At 45.0% G+C, this 13,594-nt stretch carries 13 protein-coding genes; 7 read left to right on the forward strand and 6 right to left on the reverse strand.

Annotated elements, in window-relative coordinates; all coding sequences use genetic code 11:
• Positions 1–56 precede the first annotated feature (56 nt).
• On the reverse strand, positions 57–392 hold the full coding sequence (locus ViNHUV68_RS10050; RefSeq protein ID WP_038172979.1) for a Grx4 family monothiol glutaredoxin: 336 nt from the start codon (positions 390–392) through the stop codon (positions 57–59).
• 302 nt (positions 393–694) lie between these two features.
• Between ViNHUV68_RS10050 and sodB the strand changes: the two genes are divergently transcribed.
• The 3 genes from sodB (at position 695) to ViNHUV68_RS10065 (ending at position 2,839) form a co-directional block, all read left to right on the forward strand.
• Positions 695–1,279: a superoxide dismutase [Fe] gene (gene sodB, locus ViNHUV68_RS10055; RefSeq protein WP_038172980.1), complete on the forward strand. Its 585-nt coding sequence runs from the start codon at positions 695–697 to the stop codon at positions 1,277–1,279.
• A gap of 133 nt (positions 1,280–1,412) precedes the next feature.
• Positions 1,413–1,916 (forward strand): VC2046/SO_2500 family protein, encoded by a 504-nt coding sequence (locus ViNHUV68_RS10060; protein WP_038172981.1) that lies wholly within the window; start codon positions 1,413–1,415, stop codon positions 1,914–1,916.
• 260 nt (positions 1,917–2,176) lie between these two features.
• Positions 2,177–2,839 carry an SDR family oxidoreductase gene (locus tag ViNHUV68_RS10065; RefSeq protein WP_038172982.1) on the forward strand — a complete coding sequence of 221 codons (663 nt, stop codon included), beginning with the start codon at positions 2,177–2,179 and terminating at the stop codon, positions 2,837–2,839.
• Positions 2,840–2,883: 44 nt separating this feature from the next.
• Here the strand turns inward: ViNHUV68_RS10065 and ViNHUV68_RS10070 are convergent, their stop codons facing one another.
• Positions 2,884–3,336: a low molecular weight protein-tyrosine-phosphatase gene (locus tag ViNHUV68_RS10070; protein ID WP_391087881.1), complete on the reverse strand. Its 453-nt coding sequence runs from the start codon at positions 3,334–3,336 to the stop codon at positions 2,884–2,886.
• A gap of 110 nt (positions 3,337–3,446) precedes the next feature.
• Between ViNHUV68_RS10070 and cobO the strand changes: the two genes are divergently transcribed.
• Positions 3,447–4,052 carry a cob(I)yrinic acid a,c-diamide adenosyltransferase gene (gene cobO, locus ViNHUV68_RS10075; RefSeq protein ID WP_038172983.1) on the forward strand — a complete coding sequence of 202 codons (606 nt, stop codon included), beginning with the start codon at positions 3,447–3,449 and terminating at the stop codon, positions 4,050–4,052.
• 110 nt (positions 4,053–4,162) lie between these two features.
• Here cobO and ViNHUV68_RS10080 read toward each other — a convergent pair whose 3' ends face one another.
• From ViNHUV68_RS10080 to apbC, 3 genes are all read right to left on the reverse strand, one after another.
• Positions 4,163–6,310 carry an AsmA family protein gene (locus ViNHUV68_RS10080; protein ID WP_391087884.1) on the reverse strand — a complete coding sequence of 716 codons (2,148 nt, stop codon included), beginning with the start codon at positions 6,308–6,310 and terminating at the stop codon, positions 4,163–4,165.
• 151 nt (positions 6,311–6,461) lie between these two features.
• Positions 6,462–7,103, reverse strand: coding sequence for a uridine kinase (udk, locus tag ViNHUV68_RS10085; protein WP_391087886.1), 642 nt, complete (start codon positions 7,101–7,103; stop codon positions 6,462–6,464).
• 246 nt (positions 7,104–7,349) lie between these two features.
• On the reverse strand, positions 7,350–8,423 hold the full coding sequence (apbC, locus tag ViNHUV68_RS10090; protein ID WP_391087889.1) for an iron-sulfur cluster carrier protein ApbC: 1,074 nt from the start codon (positions 8,421–8,423) through the stop codon (positions 7,350–7,352).
• A 156-nt stretch (positions 8,424–8,579) separates the two neighbouring features.
• Between apbC and metG the strand changes: the two genes are divergently transcribed.
• From metG to ViNHUV68_RS10105, 3 genes are all read left to right on the forward strand, one after another.
• Complete coding sequence (gene metG / locus ViNHUV68_RS10095) at positions 8,580–10,655, forward strand: methionine--tRNA ligase (RefSeq protein ID WP_391087891.1); 2,076 nt, start codon at positions 8,580–8,582, stop codon at positions 10,653–10,655.
• Positions 10,656–10,858: 203 nt separating this feature from the next.
• Complete coding sequence (locus tag ViNHUV68_RS10100) at positions 10,859–11,671, forward strand: hypothetical protein (protein ID WP_391087894.1); 813 nt, start codon at positions 10,859–10,861, stop codon at positions 11,669–11,671.
• Between the two features lie 146 nt (positions 11,672–11,817).
• Positions 11,818–12,582, forward strand: coding sequence for a substrate-binding periplasmic protein (locus ViNHUV68_RS10105; RefSeq protein WP_391087896.1), 765 nt, complete (start codon positions 11,818–11,820; stop codon positions 12,580–12,582).
• Between the two features lie 70 nt (positions 12,583–12,652).
• On the opposite strand, the gene udp is transcribed toward ViNHUV68_RS10105, so the two are convergent.
• A complete protein-coding gene (gene udp / locus ViNHUV68_RS10110; protein ID WP_038172991.1) occupies positions 12,653–13,411 on the reverse strand; it encodes a uridine phosphorylase in 759 nt (252 codons plus the stop codon).
• Positions 13,412–13,594: the final 183 nt, after the last annotated feature.

Raw genomic sequence — 13,594 nt, forward strand, 5'->3', positions numbered from 1 at the left:
CCACATTATCGAATGTGGCCCTTATAAATCAAGAAAAACTGTAAATTTAACCAGTATTATTGGTCTTCTGACGGGTTACGCTCAGCGGCTTCTTTGATCAAAGACTGCAGTTCGCCTTTTTGGAACATCTCAATGATGATGTCACAACCACCAACTAATTCACCTTCAATCCATAATTGAGGGAATGTCGGCCACTGCGCGTAAGCAGGTAGCTCTGCGCGAATATCAGGGTTTTGCAAGATGTCAACGTAAGCAAATTTTTCACCACATGCCATCAGCGCCTGAGCTGCTTGAGAAGAGAAACCACAGCTTGGAAGTTTTGGCGAACCTTTCATGTAAAGAAGGATCGTGTTCTCTGCGATTTGCTGTTTAATTTTATCGATAGTTTCCATTGCTTCCTCTTAAATGGAGTTTTTGCAAATTTGTCGAACATTCTAAACCATTAGCACAGAATAAAAAGCCTATTATGTGTATGGTCTTACAAGCTTAAGCAATTTTGAGACCCATCAACACTGACTAATAAAGAAATTTCATATAGAAATTTGCCAGCGATGCTTTTAATAAAGTAAAAACTTGCTAAACTATATCGCAAGTCAGCAAATCGTTCGTGGCAACTTAGATTGACCATGAACAATAAATAACACTGGAAGCAATCGAAAGAGGTCACTCTTTCACATAAATGGAGAATCGAGTAATGGCATTTGAACTACCAGCTCTTCCTTACGCAAAAGATGCACTAGAACCACATATTTCAGCGGAAACTCTAGATTTCCACCATGGTAAGCACCACAACACTTACGTTGTTAAGCTAAACGGTCTTATCCCTGGTACTGAGTTCGAAGGTAAATCTCTAGAAGAGATCATCAAGACTTCTACCGGTGGCGTATTCAATAACGCAGCTCAAATTTGGAACCATACTTTCTACTGGCACTGTCTAGCGCCAAACGCAGGTGGTGAACCAACAGGCGCAGTTGCAGAAGCAATCAACGCGGCATTCGGTTCTTTCGAAGAGTTCAAAGCAAAGTTCACTGACTCAGCAATCAATAACTTTGGTTCTTCTTGGACTTGGCTTGTGAAAAAAGCAGACGGATCTCTAGAGATCGTTAACACGTCTAACGCTGCAACGCCTCTAACAGAAGAAGGGACAACACCACTTCTTACTGTTGACCTATGGGAACACGCTTACTACATCGATTACCGTAACGTTCGTCCAGATTACATGAACGGTTTCTGGGCATTGGTTAACTGGGACTTCGTTGCAGAAAACCTAGCAAAATAACCCTCTCCCCTAGGATTTAAAATTTAGTCGCTTAAAAAGCCAGCAGTCGCTGGCTTTTTTATTGGTTCAAATTCTGATTTTTCTAAAGTTTCTCTCAAGTTAGTCGTTATAAGGGCATCAAAAGAGAGGCACTATGCACATTCATACATTAGACAAAGCCGCCATTATTAATGAGCTTCAATTCGGTACGGGGATAAACCATGCCGTGCATGAAGGTCGTCGTGCTGACTTTGCTTTAATTTTGTCGATGTTCTCTGATGATGTGCGCGATAACACGCCAATAGAAAAACTCGATCAGGCCGACTCAAGCGAACAAGCGTTGCGTAAACGCTTTGAGTTGCAAATGCCTCAATCACTGCGTTCTGATCAAAGCTCATATCAGCAGTCTGCACAGCAAGCCGAGTTGTTCCACAGTGCTGGCCTTCCTAGCGCCAAACTATGCCACTACCTCAAGCCCGATGCGTTAGCGTACCTTCCAGAAGAAACGCATGATCTTCCTGAAGAGGTTTATCACAACCTATCCGGTCACCAACGCAGAATGCTAGCGGAACATGAACCGAAAAAGTTAATACCGGTTGATCTTTATCATCAACTGATTAAAGCACAGCGTACCTTCCAGCTTCAGGCTCAAGCTTAGTCTCTGCCCCTATCGATAGTCTATCGATCACTAATAGTGGTATTAAATCCGCAAAGGATCGATAGGATCACAGTTTGTTCGTCTCATTTGTTGAACTGATAAAACCGTTTACTCGTAGAGTGTGAATGATGCCAAATAATCGTAAATTACCTGACTCACTGACAAGGTTATTTGACCTTATTCACAACTAAACAACAGTTAATCAACCATGCTATACAGGCGCAATTATGCGCTGTCATTGCTTGTAAGGGATTAAGCCCATGGATATAAAAACTGCTGTAATATTAGTAACTTCAGCTGGCTCTCAAATCGGTAGCACATTAGCGCAACATTTTGTTTCACTCGGCGCAACGGTCATCCTGTGTGATAAAAAAACACCGCAACTATCGCAGGCTTATCAACAATGTAGCGCCATCTCAGATCAAGTGTTTCAGTTCACTCTTAACGACCATTCGCTTGCCTCCGTCCAGGCTCTCTTCTCGTTCATAGATAAAAATGTCAAACGTTCCCCCGACGTCTTGATCAATGCACTGACCGCAGAAGCGATGCCCAACATTTTTGATCAGCGCGCCAGTGATCTTTTCACCCAGCGGCTCTCTTTAATGGCTGCCACCCTATTTACTTTTGGTCAAGCCACCGCAGAAAGAATGCGCCAAGAGAAAAAAAATGGCGTCATCGTCAATGTCATTGCTTATGCCGACTATCAAGATCTGTCTGGTTTTGACAACGCAACGTCTATGGTAGCGGGCTTTACCCAAAGCTGGGCAAAGGAGCTTACTCCGTTTAATATTCGTGTTGGTGGCGTCGTGCCTGCCGCTCAACATAACGATTCGCATTGGGCAGAAATTCAAGATGAACTGATTCGTAACACCGAATATATCGTTTCAAACGACTACTTTAGTGGCAGAGTAATGGCAGCTTAAGGTTCATTGAATCAATGAACCTGAGTTGATAACGAGGGGAGAATTTATAAAGAGCGTAAAATCTCTTCTGACGCTTCTTCGATCAAATCTATTACTAACTCAAATCCCCTGTCGCCGCCGTAGTAGGGGTCGGGAATTTCCTCATAGTCTGAGTCAGCATAGCTAAGAAATAGCCTGAGTTTGTGTTGTAAATGGCTAGGACACTGCATCTTAAGATCGGCAAGATTGTCTTCATCCGCAGCTAAAATCAGATCAAATCGCTCAAAATCACTGTCGATAACTTTACGAGCACGAATCCCTTTGAACGAATAACCACGCTTTTCTCCTGCCGCTTTCGCGCGTGGATCCGGTGGATTTCCTTGGTGATAGCCAATTGTGCCTGCCGAATCAATGTCGACATCAACACCCATTTGTTGCGATTTCGCACGTAAAATTGCTTCTCCGGTCGGTGAGCGACAAATATTGCCCATACACACCACTAAAATTTTGTTACTCATCGTGCTCCTAATCGCCATTGACGTCACTTTCCCATAAAAATCATAGGTATTTGCATCTCGCTGATTGGGCTATCATAGCCACAGTTTGATTAAATAAAAAAGGATTTCCCATGACGTCTGAAACCAATAAAGAAGTTCGTCACAAAGCTCGTCAGCAAAAAGTGAAAGAGCAAGTCGATGCTAAAGTGGCGGCGGCGCAAGAAGAGAAAGGCCTACTGCTGATCATTACCGGTAATGGCAAAGGTAAATCGACATCTGGTTTCGGCACAGTGGCAAGAGCGGTTGGTCATGGCTTAAACGCCGCGGTTGCTCAGTTTATCAAAGGTACGTGGGACAATGGTGAGCGCAACCTACTCGAAAAACTCGGCGTTGAGTTTCAAGTGATGGCGACAGGCTTCACTTGGGAGACGCAAAACAAAGCCGCCGATACCGACGCTGCACAACGAGTGTGGCAAGAGTGTAAGCGTATGCTCCAAGACGACGCTATCGACGTGGTGCTATTTGATGAGCTGACCTACATGGTGAGCTACGGTTACATTGACTTAGATGAAGTGGTTGAAGCGCTTACCAATCGACCTAAAATGCAGTCAGTGGTGATTACTGGCCGCGGCGCACATCGCACTTTAATCGAAATGGCCGATACTGTTTCAGAAGTGAAAAACGTTAAGCACGCATTTGAATCTGGTGTCAAAGCACTGAAAGGCGTTGACTGGTAACTGACCATCAACTGCTCACTGGCAATAACCCGGTCACTGGCAATAAAAAAGCAGTGCATTCGTTATGAATGACACTGCTTTTGACCAATACAGACTAACAGCAAGGAGACTTAGTTAAACAAACCTTTGATTAAACTGTTCACGGCTTCCTTAGTCTTTTCATCTTTGATTTTATCGCCAAGCTTCTCATCAAGTTTTTTCAGTCCACGGTCGAGCTCTTTTTCCGCTTTCTGTTTCAAGACATCATCAAAAACCAATTTGAATTTAGGCTCTGCCCATGCTCCTGAGATGTTGATGGGAATCGTCACATCTTTCAGTTCATCAATATCTTTACCACCTTGACCTTCCAGTGAGCCAACAATCGAAGTACTGACGGTAAAGTCGACGGTCTCATTAAGGTAGTTAGCACTGCCGTCACCACGAATACGTAAGAGCGGTGACTGCATGGTAAGGTTATTGGTCGAAACATTACCTTTATTGAGCGTCAAGGTCGCCTTCATCGCACTGAAATCAGTTTTTTGTGCGTTGTCACTGACAGGTACTTGCTCACCTTTAATTTTCGCGTAATTTTCACGAATTAACTGCGCAAGGTTGATGCCATTGACCGCACCATCGGCAAAATTAACCACTATAGTCCCCAACAAATTCTGTTTGATCCCTGTCGGGGTTAGGCTCGTTCCTCGCACATCGATATCAATGTTGCCCGTACCTTCTAGCTTGTCGTTTCCACTAACATCCATCAGCAAAGGTTGAACTTTAACGCCTTTAATACGCTTTATCGCCGTGTAAGACGCTGGCGATTGCCGCGCATCAAGACGAGCAGTGGCGTTAATCGAACCTTGATACAGATTAGACGTAAATGAAGTTAATTCCGCAATACCACGATTGACCACAAAGCTTGCTTTGACGTTTTGCATACGCGCGTTGCTTGCTTTGAATTTATCAATTGCAATATCACCTTTGACATCTAATGTTTTCAGTGCTGATAGATCGGGTTCAACCTCTTTCGTCGGTTGCTTCGCGGGTTCAGCAGAAGAGGTAGATGTCTGCGAATTCTGTGGCGCTGGAGTGGCAGATTGCTCTTCGCCCGCTGGTGCAGAAACCAAGAACGCATCTAAATCGATATCTGGGCTATGTAGCGCAAAACGGATTTTGGGAATGTCAGCCAACGTCACATCAGCTTTACCATCAAACGCGAGCGCATTAGCGGTGAGCTTTTCAAGCACAAAGCTTAAGTGACTCTTGGTGAGATCAAACGTCAGATCCGAGGCCATATCCACGTTCATCGGTGACTGAGGTAAACTATCGCCTTGGAAGGTAGCATCAAGGGTAAGCTTATTCATCACCACCTTGCTAATCGCTTGGTCAACCGTGAATGACGCAGAGCCTTGCATATCAATATCTAACCCGGCAGCGTTACCTTTAACTGCATAAGTCAGCGCATTGGCTTTATCAAACTCAAACGTCTCTAAACCGATTTTTGCGCTGTCAATTTGCGTTGCGGGATCACTGAACGTGGTATCGAGATTGATGTTGCGTAACGCGTACTGTTTGAAACCTGGAGCGAGTTTAAATTCGCTATCACCTTGAGCGGTGAACTGCTGCTGATTGGCTTCACCTTTGGCGGCAAAGTCAATTTTTGTCCAAGTATCAACGGCAAATTCAGATAAGTTTAACGACACATCGTAAAGCTTAGTTAGGCTCCCAGCTTGCTTATCGACGATTTCAACCGAAGCATTGGATACCGTTACACCAGCCAGGTTGATTGTCCATGCTGATGGCCCACCAGACTCTGCTGCTATCGGACCTGAAGTTTCAGGTGAAGATGTCGCCGCGCCAGCAACAGGCTCAGCTTGCGCACTCTGCGCCTTGGTGAGGGCATCGATGTTCTTGCGACCATCTTTGAGCGTCTCAAGTGAAAATGCCGCACCATCAAGTGTGATGTTACCAATTTCAAGCTGCTGACTAAACAGCGGCATAACCGACACATCAATACCAACGCTATCGACCTTAAACATGTTCAGTTTGTCGAAGCCTTGCGGGTTACGCAGCGCCGTTTGGCCTAATTCAAAACCAATCGACGGAAAAAACTGCCAGCTAATATTGCCTTCAATCACAAGGTCAAGACCTGTGTGGGTTTTTGCTTGTTCGACAATTAACGGTCTAAATTGATTGGGGTTGACCAACGTAACCAGTGCGACTAACGCACCAAGGAGAGCAATTACCGGAATTGCTAGTATTAGGAAAAATTTCTTCATCAGCGTTATCCTTGCTTGGTGAGAGACTCAAGGGTTAAGTCCGCTCCAAGTATCAATGATCATCGCGATTATCTGACGACCATAAAAAGAAAGTGGCACTAAAAGTGCCACTTATCTCATAAAAAATAAAGTCTAAAACAAGCAAACATCGCTAAGCTTTCAGAAGTTTTGCAATGTGTGCTTTTAGTACATCAATGGCGATACGGTTTTTACCGCCACGTGGAACGATGATATCGGCGTACTGTTTAGAAGGTTCAATGAACTGCAAGAACATCGGGCGAACCGTCTCTTGATACTGCTTGAGTACCGACTCCATGGTACGGTCACGCTCTTCCACATCACGCTTTACGCGACGCAGTAAACAGATATCCAGTGGTGTATCCATAAATATGGTTGCATGCATAATATTACGCAAGCGAGGTTCAGTGAGAAGAAGGATACCTTCCAGAATAATCACCTTTTTAGGTGTCATTGTGGTGGTATGTTCAGTGCGGGTATGTTCTGTATAGCTATACTCTGGTACTTCGACCGACTCACCTTGAACTAGCTGCTCAAGATGTTGACACAAAAGGTCATGGTCTAGTGCACTCGGGTGGTCATAGTTGGTTTTAACACGCTCTTCCATGCTCAAATGGCTTTGGTCGTTGTAATAGCAATCTTCCGTAATCACACCAATTTGATGATCGCCCACTTTGGCACGAAGCTCATTGTAAATAGTGCTCGCGATTAAGCTTTTTCCAGAAGCAGACGCGCCAGCAATACCGACGATGACGCATTGATTATTATCAGACATTATTCTTGCACCCGATGATTTAGATTGGTGTCATATGCTAATGCTAGCATCACTCAACGATTCGAGCTCTGTGCATTAGGACAAATTTAGATAAACCGCCTGATTATAGGGAGTTCAAGTCAGTGTTGCCAGTTGTGATTAGCACGATTTAACGAAATAGAATAAAAGATTTCAGCGCAATCGATTACACCGGATAAGAATAAAAAAGAGCGCCGATTCAACGCTCTTTTTTAATGAAACTTGATGCTATTCCACCATGGTGAACAAAATAGAATCAGGTTTTGCTTTGCCATGCCAATAGAGTCGAGAACTGATCGATTGAGCTAACATCATATACAACTGAGTATGTTCTGAATCTGGTCGTGCTACCACCGTTGGTAGACCATTATCGATATCTTGGCGCATTTGAATATGTAAAGGGATTTGCGCGAGAAGATCGAGACCAAGATCCGCAGCCATTTGTTGCGCGCCACCTTGACCAAAAATATGTTCTTTCTCACCACAATGACTGCAAATGTGATAGCTCATGTTTTCAACCAGCCCCACCACAGGCACATCGACTTTGCTGAACATCGCGGCGCCTTTACGTGCATCAGCCAAGGCTAAGTCTTGTGGCGTAGTGACGATCACCGCACCTGTCACAGGGACTTGCTGAGCTAAGCTGAGTTGAATATCCCCGGTGCCCGGCGGCATATCGATCACTAGGTAATCGAGTTCAGGCCAGTCGGTTTCATTAAGCAGTTGCGCTAGGGCTTTTGCCGCCATAGGTCCACGCCAGATTGCCGCTTCATCTTTTGCCACTAAATAGCCGATCGAATGGGTATAAATCCCGTGAGCTTTGATCGGTTGCATCCACTTATTGTCTCGCACTTCAGGATGCGCATCACTTTGGCCAAGCATCAGCGGTACTGAAGGCCCATAGATATCCGCATCCAACAGACCCACTTTGGCGCCTGACTTAGATAACGCTAACGCGAGATTGACCGAGGTTGTTGATTTACCTACCCCACCTTTCGCGGAAGTCACAGCGATAATATTTTTAACCCCTTTCACCGTCGCTCCCACATGTGTTTCGAGTGCTTTAGGCTCGACCGACAGTGAATAGGAGAAACGAGCCACTTGCCCGGCTTGCTGGGCGTGGTCAATCCACTGCGTTAACTCATCAACAAGCGTATTGGCGGCAAAGGGAATTTCAATGTTAAAGCGGTCCGACTCAACCGAGACAACATTGGCGACACCGGCCCACTCGGGAGCCAAGCTTGGGTGCTCAAATTGGTTTAACCAATCACAAAAGTCTTGCTTTGAACTGAATTGACGCATAGGTCCTCCTTATGCATCTCATCCTATCACTGTGCCACCAGATACTGAACCCTGAAAAAACTAAGGTAATCCAGTCGTTCCGACCTTGGAGTCACTGGTGGGATAAGGTAGTATTACTCTCTATTTTTTATACCTATCTAGAAGCGAATATTAAGTATGGCAAACGATCCACGACCTCTTTCTTCAAGAAAAATGCTGGTAACTTGTGCCCTTCCGTACGCTAACGGTTCGATTCACCTAGGCCATATGCTTGAGCACATTCAAGCGGATATCTGGGTGCGCTACCAACGCCTACGTGGCAACACTGTAAACTTCATCTGTGCTGACGATGCCCACGGCACGCCAATCATGCTTAAAGCACAACAGATGGGAATTACACCAGAAGAGATGATCGCTGCTGTAAGTGAAGAGCACCAAAAAGACTTTGCGGGCTTTGATATTAGCTTCGACAATTACCACAGCACCCACTCAGAAGAGAACCGTGAGCTAGCGTCTTATATCTACCTAGAACTGAAGAAAAACGGTTTTATCTCTAGCCGTACAATTTCTCAGCTGTTTGACCCTGAAAAAGAGATGTTCCTACCGGATCGTTTCGTCAAAGGTACTTGTCCTAAGTGTAAGTCTGAGGACCAATACGGCGACAACTGTGATAACTGTGGCGAGACTTACAGCCCAACCGAACTGATTGACCCTAAATCAGCCGTCTCGGGCGCAACGCCTATCATGAAAGATTCTGAGCACTTCTTCTTCGACTTACCGCAGTTCGAAAGTATGCTCAAAGAGTGGACGCGTTCGGGCTCACTACAAACAGAAACCGCTAACAAGATGCAAGAGTGGTTCGAGTCTGGCCTACAACAATGGGACATTTCGCGTGATGCACCGTATTTCGGCTTCGAAATCCCAGGTGAAAAAGACAAGTTTTTCTACGTTTGGCTAGATGCCCCGATCGGCTACATGGGCTCATTCAAAAACCTGTGTGATAAACGTGACGATCTCGACTTTGCAGAATACTGGAACAAAGACAGCCAAACTGAGCTTTACCACTTCATCGGTAAAGACATCGTTTACTTCCACTCGTTGTTCTGGCCTGCGATGCTTGAAGGCAGTGGTTTCCGTAAACCAAATAACGTCTTTGTTCACGGCTACGTTACTGTCAACGGCGCGAAAATGTCTAAGTCAAAAGGCACTTTCATTAAAGCCAGTACGTACCTTAACCACCTCGACCCTGAGTGCCTGCGTTACTACTACGCGGCCAAACTAAACAGTCGTATCGATGATCTCGACCTGAATCTGGAAGACTTTACTCAACGAGTCAACGCTGATGTCGTTAACAAGATTGTTAACCTTGCATCTCGTAACGCAGGGTTCATTGCTAAGCGCTTTGATGGCAAGTTGTCAGAGAATTTCGCCGAACCTGAGCTATACAACGAATTCGTTGCCGCCGCAGATCGCATTGCTGAACTATTCGAAGCGCGCGAATTTGGTCGTGCTATTCGCGAAGTTACCGCACTTGCTGATAAAGCCAACCAATACGTTGACGAGAAAGCGCCGTGGGTTGTCGCCAAAGAAGAAGGCAAAGATCAACAACTGCAAGATATCTGTTCTGTCGGTATCAACTTATTCCGCGTGCTGATGACTTATCTGAAGCCGGTCATGCCTGAACTTGCAGCGCGTACAGAAGCATTCCTAAACCAAGAACTTACTTGGGAGGGTATCGCCGCTCCACTAACGGGTCACGAGATCACTAAATTCAAAGCACTATTCAACCGTATCGACCCTAAAAACATCGAAGCGATGATCGAAGCGTCAAAAGAAGATGCGGCAGTGGAAATGGCAGCAAAAGAGAAAGCAGAAGCGGAAAAGAACCAAGCAAGCCAAACCGAACTCGACAAAGATCCAATCGCAGACGAGATTGAGTTTGATGCGTTTGCCGCGGTAGATATGCGTATTGCTCGTATCATCTCTTGTGAAGAAGTGCCAAAAGCCAACAAACTGCTTAAGTTCCAATTGGATATCGGTGGTGAAATTCGTCAGGTATTCTCTGGCATTAAGTCAGCGTACAAACCGGAAGAGTTAGAAGGCAAGCTGACGGTGATGGTGGCTAACCTTAAACCGCGTAAGATGAAATTTGGTATGTCTGAAGGCATGATCCTAGCCGCAGGTCCTGGCGGTAGCGATCTATGGATTCTTGAGCCTCATGAAGGTGCTCAGCCAGGTATGCGTGTGATGTAACCTGCGCTAACTTTAACCTTAAGCCTCGCTCTCTGTAGCGGGGCTTTTTTTGTGCCCAAACTCACACTTTCGGTGCCTAGTTGCACCACTATTGGGCATTAGATAGAACCAATTTATTGTAAGTAATTGTTTTATATGGACTTAATTCTTGGCATCAAAAGTGCCTTACCCCTTTGGTAGTACATATTGACAAGGAGTAGGTTATGTTTGTGCTGGTTTCTCTGATTATTTCCATGCTTATTTTGCTGACGATGTTTTATTTTTCAAGACAACGTTATACAGGATTAGAACGTAAGTTCGATATTCTCGTTTCTCTACGACAGATTTTACTGTTAAGTCGCCAACATCGGGCCATGACCCATCAAGCGCTGACCAGCCATCATTTTGACCTTCATCAAGCTAAGCTCGAAGACAATTACGATGCCATGATGGCATGCTCAAACGAGCTCATTGCCAACGCTCAATTTGAAAACAAACCTATGTACCGGATCCTACAACTCAAGCTAAAGGCACTGCATAAAGAGTGGGATAAACGCTCCGTTGCTCGCAATCAGGTGTTACACGGTAAGACTATCCGGCACTGCATGTTTTTGATGGATGAAATCGCGATTGCTTGGTTAATTGAATCTGGTCGTGAAGACATTAGTGATGAGTATCATATGAACTGGCAGCAGGTCCTCGATAGCATGGAAGTACTGACACAATTGCGGATTTCCATTCAGGACTCAAATGATGCTGAAGGCATGCTGCGCGTCAAATACTACTGCGATAAGATGCGTCGAAAGCTGAATCAGTTGTCGATCATAAGCCCCTTGTCAGTTGCGTCGCCACTAAGCTCTAAGGCAATGCACACGTTAACTGAGATCAATGCCTGTGACGATCTCACGCTCAGCAATGAAGACTTGTATCAACTCGCGACGGATATCTCGTTGGTTATCTCACAAGTCTATGACCAAATGTTGTCAGACATGACTGAAAACCTCTATCAGCCATTACCTAAAATCGCATTTAGTTAACCCAACGGCACGATAGCGGTAAGTTGTCAGTGAATACGGCTCTCGGAGCGAGCCGTTCTCTCTTAGCCATAACATTCCGTCTTAATAAAGCTAAATATGGTGTCATAAACTAGAATTAGTACTAAGTTTTCTAGGTTGGAACCGTCATGACACAACTACTGATCGTAATTAGCACGTTGATCTTTAGCACTGCCATTATAGCGCAAGATAAGGTGGTTAGATTTGCGATTGGCGAGTGGCCGCCATATACCAGTTCATCGAATGATCCTGAACAACAAGTTGCGCAGCGGGTTGTTGTCAAAGCCTTTGAGAGCCAAGGCTATCAGGTGCAATTAGATTATTTTCCATGGTCTCGCTCTTTCAAACTAGCCAGTGAGGGGAAATATGATGGGACATTTCCATGGATACGCAATTCAGAACGTAGCAAACTGTTTCTTTACTCGGAAGCCGTTTTTACTCAGACCGTGGTGTTCTTTTATCACCTTGAGGTTAACTTTTCTTGGCAACAATTAACCGATTTAAATAATTATACCATCGGGGCAACCCAAGACTACCAACCGCTTTTTTACTTAAACCAAGCCGGTATAACGCAAATGGTGTCCATTGATGAAGAAACCAATTTTGCCAAACTGGTCAAACGACGGATAGACGCCTACCCCACTGGCGCTATTCGCGGTAAATATCTGATAAAAAATACCCTCTCACAAGACGAAGCCGCTCTGATAAAAGTCGACGATAAGCCGATATTTGAAGATGAAATGACGATTCTATTTTCCAAACAAAATTCTGCCCGCAGTGAAATGCTAATTGACGTATTTTCCCAAGGAATGAAAACGCTCTATGCCAGTGGCGAGTACCAAAAAATCATGCTCGATAATAGCCGAGTAGAGCCAGTAAGTAGCAACGAATAACTGGCTATTAGCCTTGATTAAAAGCAAAAAACCTCGCCAAAGCGAGGTTTTTATATGTGCTAAACGTTGCTTATAACATTTTACGAGCCGCTTCAACCACCACTTTGATTGAGCGTGCTTCTGTTTCTTTCAACGTGGCATGATCTGGAATCTCTTTCTGGGTACGGTTGATGATAACCCCTGCAACACAACCCGCTTTAAGGCCAGAGCTTGCACACATGGTAAGTAAGGTTGCTGATTCCATTTCGAAGTTCAGCACACCCATGTCTTGCCACTCTTGCATCGACCCTTGGAAACGCTTCACAACGCGGCCAGAGAAAGTATCGTAACGCTCTTGACCAGGGTAGAACGTATCACTAGATGCCGTCACACCCATGTGTACTGTTGCCCCTGATTCTTCTACTGCGGCTTTCATTGCGGTTGCAATTTCAAAATCTGCCACAGCAGGGAATTCCATCGGCGCAAAGTGAAGACTCGCACCGTCAAGGCGAACTGATCCCGTCGTCACAATCATATCACCGACATTCACGTGTGACTGAATCGCACCAGTGGTACCAACACGTAAGAAAGTACGCACACCAAGCTGAGCAAGCTCTTCAACAGCAATTGATGTTGACGGGCCACCGATACCAGTAGAACAAACCACAACAGGCTTACCGTCTAGCTCTGCACGGTAGAGAGTGTACTCACGGTGACTAGCAAGAAATACTGGATTTTCCATCTCTTCAGCAATCTTTTGTACACGCGCTGGATCACCAGGAATAATCGCTAATGTAGCACCAGCAAGATCAGATTCAGTAACACCAAGGTGGAATACAGCTTGAGACATAGGGGAGCTCCTTATTGTGGCGTAGCACCGTCGTTTGTTCGACTTTTACGCTCTTAAATTCATCGGGTACGGTTATACTTTAACTAACAAACCAAACTCTTATAGTGACACCAATCACAACAATGAGCGCAACAAATATCAACATTGCACGTAAAATCGGTTTGCATCACACTTTTAAGCAAA

This window comes from Vibrio sp. NH-UV-68 (genome assembly GCF_042940635.1).
GTDB lineage: Bacteria > Pseudomonadota > Gammaproteobacteria > Enterobacterales > Vibrionaceae > Vibrio > Vibrio pacinii.

Coding starts and splice junctions, on each gene's coding strand:
- udp (WP_038172991.1), bottom strand. CDS start 13,411: ATGTCTCAAGCTGTATTCCACCTTGGTGTTACTGAATCTGATCTTGCT.
- sodB (WP_038172980.1), top strand. CDS start 695: ATGGCATTTGAACTACCAGCTCTTCCTTACGCAAAAGATGCACTAGAA.
- apbC (WP_391087889.1), bottom strand. CDS start 8,423: ATGCGTCAATTCAGTTCAAAGCAAGACTTTTGTGATTGGTTAAACCAA.
- ViNHUV68_RS10105 (WP_391087896.1), top strand. CDS start 11,818: ATGACACAACTACTGATCGTAATTAGCACGTTGATCTTTAGCACTGCC.
- udk (WP_391087886.1), bottom strand. CDS start 7,103: ATGTCTGATAATAATCAATGCGTCATCGTCGGTATTGCTGGCGCGTCT.
- metG (WP_391087891.1), top strand. CDS start 8,580: ATGGCAAACGATCCACGACCTCTTTCTTCAAGAAAAATGCTGGTAACT.
- ViNHUV68_RS10080 (WP_391087884.1), bottom strand. CDS start 6,310: ATGAAGAAATTTTTCCTAATACTAGCAATTCCGGTAATTGCTCTCCTT.
- ViNHUV68_RS10060 (WP_038172981.1), top strand. CDS start 1,413: ATGCACATTCATACATTAGACAAAGCCGCCATTATTAATGAGCTTCAA.
- ViNHUV68_RS10100 (WP_391087894.1), top strand. CDS start 10,859: ATGTTTGTGCTGGTTTCTCTGATTATTTCCATGCTTATTTTGCTGACG.
- ViNHUV68_RS10050 (WP_038172979.1), bottom strand. CDS start 392: ATGGAAACTATCGATAAAATTAAACAGCAAATCGCAGAGAACACGATC.
- cobO (WP_038172983.1), top strand. CDS start 3,447: ATGACGTCTGAAACCAATAAAGAAGTTCGTCACAAAGCTCGTCAGCAA.
- ViNHUV68_RS10065 (WP_038172982.1), top strand. CDS start 2,177: ATGGATATAAAAACTGCTGTAATATTAGTAACTTCAGCTGGCTCTCAA.
- ViNHUV68_RS10070 (WP_391087881.1), bottom strand. CDS start 3,336: ATGAGTAACAAAATTTTAGTGGTGTGTATGGGCAATATTTGTCGCTCA.